At 67.4% G+C, this 5,264-nt stretch carries 1 protein-coding gene; it reads left to right on the forward strand.

The window, feature by feature from the left end; genetic code table 11:
• Window positions 1-31: 31 nt before the first annotated feature.
• Window positions 32-5,170, forward strand: coding sequence for a non-ribosomal peptide synthetase (locus tag A8G08_RS11625; RefSeq protein WP_245672789.1), 5,139 nt, complete (start codon window positions 32-34; stop codon window positions 5,168-5,170).
• Window positions 5,171-5,264: the final 94 nt, after the last annotated feature.

The raw sequence follows: 5,264 nt of genomic DNA on the forward strand, positions 1-5,264 counted from the left end.
CGCCGGGTACGAGGCGACCCGCCCTGTGCCGGTGTCGCCGGTTCGCCCGGACAACACGGCGTACATGATCTACACCTCGGGCTCGACGGGACGCCCGAAGGGCGTTGCGGTGACCCACGCCGGCCTGGCGGCCCTGACGCAGCACGGCGCCGGTTTGTATGGCGTGACCCCGGATTCGCGGTTCCTGCATGTGTGCTCGCCGAGTTTCGATCCGTCGGTGCTGGAGTGGACCTCGGCGTTCTCGCGTGGTGCGACGTTGGTGATCGTTCCCGCCGGAGTGATCGGTGGTGTGGAGCTGACCGAGTTCCTCGCCGCAGAGCGCGTCACGCACACGATCATCACCCCGGCGGTGCTGGGCACGATCGATCCGGCGGCGTTGCCGGAGCTTGCGATGGTGCAGGCCGGTGGAGATGCCGTGCCGCAGGAGTTGGTGGCGCGCTGGGCGCCGGGGCGTCGATTCCTGAATGGATACGGCCCGACCGAGACCACGATCATCTCGTCGTACGCGGAGCTGGATCCGGCTCGCCCGGTCACGATTGGTACTCCAGTTACGGGTACGTCCGCGCTGGTGCTCGATGGTCGGCTCCACCCGGTGCCGGTCGGCGTGGCCGGCGAGCTGTATCTGTCCGGCAGCGGGCTCGCGCGTGGCTATCACGCGCGGGCTGATTTGACCGCCGGCCGGTTCGTGGCGAACCCGTACCTCGCCGACGGTGAATTGATGTACCGCACCGGCGACTTGGTGCGGTGGCGTCGCGATGGCGAGCTCGAGTTCGTGGGACGCACCGACTTCCAGGTGAAGATCCGTGGTTTCCGTGTCGAGCTCGGTGAGATCGACGCGGTGCTCGCCTCGCACGAGTCGGTGCAGTTCGCGGTGACGTTGGGTCGTGCACTGGAATCGGGTGCCACGGTTCTCGTGTCCTACGTGCAGCCCGCACCGGGCAGCACGATCGACTCGAGCGTGCTGGCCGGGTTCGTCGGGGACCGGTTGCCCGGGCACATGGTGCCGTCGGCGTTCGTGGTGATCGAGGAAGTGCCACTGACGCCGATCGGCAAGCTCGATCGCAAGGCGTTGCCGGAGCCGGTGTTCGAGTCGGTGGAGTTCCGCGCCGCGTCGAGCCCCCTCGAGCAGGGGATTGCCGAGGTCATGGCCGAGGTCTTGGGTCTGGCGTCGGTCAGTGTCGACGATTCGTTCTTCGCCCTTGGTGGCGACAGCATCGTCTCGATCCAGTTCGTCTCGCGCGCCCGCGCGCGCGGCATCAGGTTCACGCCGCGTGATGTTTTCGAGCAGCGCACGGTGGCGGCTCTGGCCGAGGTCGCGGTGTTCGATGACGGCACTGCTGTCGTGGAGCGGCTCGAGGAGCTGCCGGGTGCCGGTGTGGGCCCGATGCCGCTGACGCCGGTGATGGCGGGCTTCCTCGCCGGTGGTGGCGACTACCGCACGTTCAATCAGGCTGTGCCGGTGCAGATTCCGGCTTCGATGAATGCCGAACTGTTGCGGGCAACGATCGCTGCGGTGGTGGATCAGCACGACATGCTCCGGGCCACGCTGGATCGTGACGAGACCGGTGAGTGGGTTTTCGAGGCGCGTCCGGCCGGGTCGGTCGATGTGGCGGACTGGATCCGGCACTACCCGGTGTCCGCAACCATCGAGGACGCCGAGTTGAGCGCGGTGGCGTCGAAGGCAACCGATGAGGCGTTGCGCGAACTCGATCCGCAGACCGGTGATCTGATCCGCTTCCTGTGGTTCGACTTCAGTGATGAAGGCACGGCCGACGCCGACGTCAGTGCCGAAGGCACTGCCCATGCCGCTGTGGGTGCTGACCGGCACGGGATTCTCTACATCGTGGGCCACCACTTCGTGATCGACGGTGTTTCGTGGCGAATTCTTGTGCCGGACATGGCAATTGCGTGGTCGCAGCTGATCGCTGGTCAGCCGGTTTCGCTGGCGCCGGTCGGTACGTCGATGCGCCGCTGGACGCATGCCCTGGCCGAGGAAGCAGTGACGGCGGGCCGGTCCGCAGAACTCGAGCTGTGGCGGAATCTGCTCGACGTCGAGGATCCATTGCTGGGTTCGCGGGCGCTGGATCCGGTGATCGATATCGAGGCGACGAGCGACCGGGTCACGGTCGAGGTTCCCGCCGAGGTCACCGATGCCGTGCTCCGCGATCTGCCGGAGTTGTACCGCGCCAGCGTGAACGACGGACTGCTGGCCGCGTTGGCGATGGCGCTGGTGACGTGGCGTCGCAATCGGGGTCTCGACCTTTCCTCGGCGCTACTGCGCATGGAGGGCCACGGTCGAGAAGAGACGCTGATCCCGGGCGCGGACCTGTCCCGGACGGTGGGCTGGTTCACCAGCTCGTACCCGGTGCGCGCGGATCTGGCCGGAATCGATGTGGCCGAGGCCTTCAATGGCGGTGTCGCCGCCGGCGAGGTCGTCAAGGCGGTCAAGGAGCAGCTTCTCGCCATCCCGGATCGCGGCATGGGCTACGGGCTGCTGCGTCAGTTCAATCCCGAGGGTCGTGCGCTCGCCGAACTGCCGCATGGACAGGTCAGTTTCAACTACCTGGGCCGAGTCGGCGGTGCCGAGGTGCCGACGGCACTGGCCGATATCGGCTGGGGACTGACGGCGGCCCTCGGTGCGCTGACCTCCGAGGTAGAGTCGACCATTCCCGCGCAAGCGGTGATCGACATCAACGCGATCGTTGGCGACGACGGCGTCCTGGGTGCCGGTTTCACCTTCGCACCCGGCGTGATCGACCGTGCCGATGTGCAGGAACTCGCGGATCTGTGGGGTCAAGCACTGGCCGGACTGGCCGCGCACAGTGCGGCACCAAACGCAGGTGGCCTGACGCCGTCGGATCTGCCGCTCGTCGCGGTGGGTCAGGGCGATATCGATGATTGGGAGCAGCGCTACCCGAATCTGACCGACGTGTGGCAGCTCTCGCCGCTGCAGTCGGGCCTCCGGTTCCAAACCATGCTCACCGAGGGCGCCGCCGCCGATGTCTACACGATGCAGGCGACCCTGCACCTCGGCGGCTACCTCGACGCCGAACGACTGCGCTCGGCGGCGCAGGCGTTGACGGAGCGGTACACGAACCTGCGGACCGCGTTCGCGACCGACGCGGCAGGGACCGAGGTACAGCTCGTGCTGGGCCGGGTCGACGTGCCGTGGCGCGAGGTGGATCTGACCGGTGTCGCGGAGGGTGACCGGGCCGAGCGCGCACGTCGCACCCTCGCTGCGGATCAGGCCGACGGGTTCGATATGACCCGTCCGCCGCTGGTTCGGTTCACGCTGATCCGCACCGGCCACGACGCCTGGCAGTTGGGTGTCACCGTGCACCACATCCTGCTCGACGGCTGGTCGATGCCTCTTCTGATGCGCGACCTGCTGGTGCTCTACGCCGTCAGCGGCGACCTGTCGGTGCTGCCGCGAGTCCGCGACTACCGCAACTTCCTGGTGTGGCTGGCCGCGCAGGATAAGCAGCGCTCGCTCGACACCTGGGCGCACGCGCTCGACGGCGTGGAGGGACCGACGATGCTCGAGTCGGTGTCGCGACAGCACACCGAAAGCGGCATCGACCGGGTGAGCATCGAATTCACCGAGGCCGAGACGGTGCGCCTCACCGAGACCGCGGGCGGGCTGGGCGTCACGCTCAACACGATGGTTCAGGCGGCGTGGGCGATCCTGCTCGGACGGATGACCGGGCAGTCCGATGTCGCATTCGGTGCCACGGTCTCCGGCCGTCCGGCCGACTTGGCCGGGGTCGAGTCGATGGTCGGTTTGTTCATCAACACCATCCCGGTCCGGGTCCGCATCGCTGCCGACGCCACGGTGGCGGGATTGTTGGGACAGTTGCAGTCCGAGCAGGCCGACCTGCTCGAGCATCACTACGTCGGCCTGACCGAGATTCATCACGCGGCCGGTGTCGGCGAGTTGTTCAACACGCTGGTCGTCTTCGAGTCCTACCCGATCGACCATTCAGCGCTCAGCGAGGCTGGATCCGCGCTGGACGGACTGCAGGTCAACAGCGTCGAGGTACTCGACGGATCGCACTACCCAATCGGACTGCTCGCCACTGTCGCCGGGGCGCAACTGGACCTCGGCCTCAAGTACGACCTCGCCGTGTTCGGCAGAACAGAGATCGAGACACTCGCCCGCCGACTGCGTCGGATACTCGACACGTTCGTGGAAGACGTTGACGGTCGAGTGCGCGATATCGACCTCGTCGACGAAAGCGAACTCGATGCGCTCGGTGCCGGTGGGGTGGGCACCGGTGGCGTTGATGCGGGTGCTCCACCGGTCTCGATGACGGCCTCGGATACCCTGCCGGCGATGCTGGCCGAGATCGTCGAGCAGGATCCCGGCGCGCCGGCGTTCGTCCGCGGCGAGGACGAGGTTTCGTACGCGGAACTCGACCGCCGCTCGTCGCGGCTCGCGCGGGAACTGATCGGACGCGGCGCCGGACCGGGCGACGTAGTCGCAGTCGTGTTGCCACGCTCGGAGGCGGCAGTCGAAGCGCTGTGGGCGGTCGCCAAGACCGGGGCGGCGTTCTTGCTCCTGGATCCGACCCGGGATGCCGAATCGCTGCGAGACTCGGTCTCCGCTGCCGGCGCAAGCGTCGTTGCGACGACGACGAAGTTCGCGCCGATCGCGGAGGGCCCGGTCCAGCTGGTGATCGACGATTCGGCAACTGCCGAACAGATCGCGGCCCAGGACGCCCGGCCGGTGTCGTACGCGCACCGTCGCGCCCAGCTGACCGCCGACCACGTGGTCTTTGTCACGGGCACTCCGCCCGCGGCTACTGTGACGCATGGGCAGCTCGCGTCGATCCTCGGCGAGGCACGGCGTGCCTACGGATTGGACGAGGAAAGCCGGACCTTCCTGCACCGCGCCGACGAGCGGTTCCAGGTGCTCGAATTCCTGCTAACGGCGACCAGTGGAGCGGCGATGGTACTCGCCGAGGCAGAGTCTGCAGACGATGTCGGCGACGTATTCGCCAACGACTGGGTGACGCACGGGTTCGTCCCGGCGACCGTGCTCGCCGAACTCGGTGACGACATCGCGGAGGATCTGTCCGACGTGGTGCTGACAGCGGGTGCCGTGGCCGATGTTCCGGACTTGCCGGACGACGTCCGCGTGCACGTAACAACGAAGGAGTGGTGGACATGACGCGCGAGGTTGCCGGCTGCCGAGCCGGGCTCGACCACGACACTGTGGCGTAGGTAACGCTTCGGTCACGGGTGCGATGATTAGACCATATGTC

The organism is Aldersonia kunmingensis (assembly GCF_001646865.1).
GTDB classification, from domain to species: Bacteria; Actinomycetota; Actinomycetes; order Mycobacteriales; family Mycobacteriaceae; genus Aldersonia; species Aldersonia kunmingensis.